The organism is Streptomyces durbertensis (assembly GCF_014156695.1).
Lineage (GTDB): Bacteria > Actinomycetota > Actinomycetes > Streptomycetales > Streptomycetaceae > Streptomyces > Streptomyces durbertensis.
Genome location: NZ_WMLF01000964.1, coordinates 1 through 400, shown reverse-complemented (window position 1 = coordinate 400; position 400 = coordinate 1). Strand labels below are relative to the sequence as shown.

1 protein-coding gene is annotated in these 400 nt (G+C 72.0%); it reads right to left on the bottom strand.

What is annotated here, in order from left to right:
• Positions 1 to 400 (bottom strand): SAM-dependent methyltransferase (locus GL263_RS29350; RefSeq protein ID WP_182858480.1); only part of this gene is annotated, 400 nt, incomplete at both ends.

The following is a 400-nucleotide window of genomic DNA, read 5'->3' as shown; positions in this document are numbered from 1 at the left end:
CACCACGCCTTCCCAGTCCTCCTCGAACGGGCGGTCGACCCAGTCCACGCGCGCGGCCAGCTCGGCCGGCAGGTTCTGCTGCAGGCGCTGCTGCTGGCGCTCGCGCAGGTCGGCGCTGGGTTCCAGGATGGCGTAGCGCGACGGCAGCGCGTCCAGCTTGGCCAGGCGCAGCAGCACCGCCTCGGCGAAGGCGCCGGTGCCGCCGCCCAGTTCCAGCATCCGCGCCTGCGCACCCAGCTGGGCAAACACCGGCGCCAGCGCATTGGCCACGCTGCCGGCGAACAGGCTGCCGAGCTCGGGCGCGGTGGTGAAGTCGCCACTGCCACCGAACTTGCTGGCGCCGGCGCTGTAATAGCCCCAGCCGGGGGTATACAGGCAGAGCTCCATGAAGCGCGAGAAC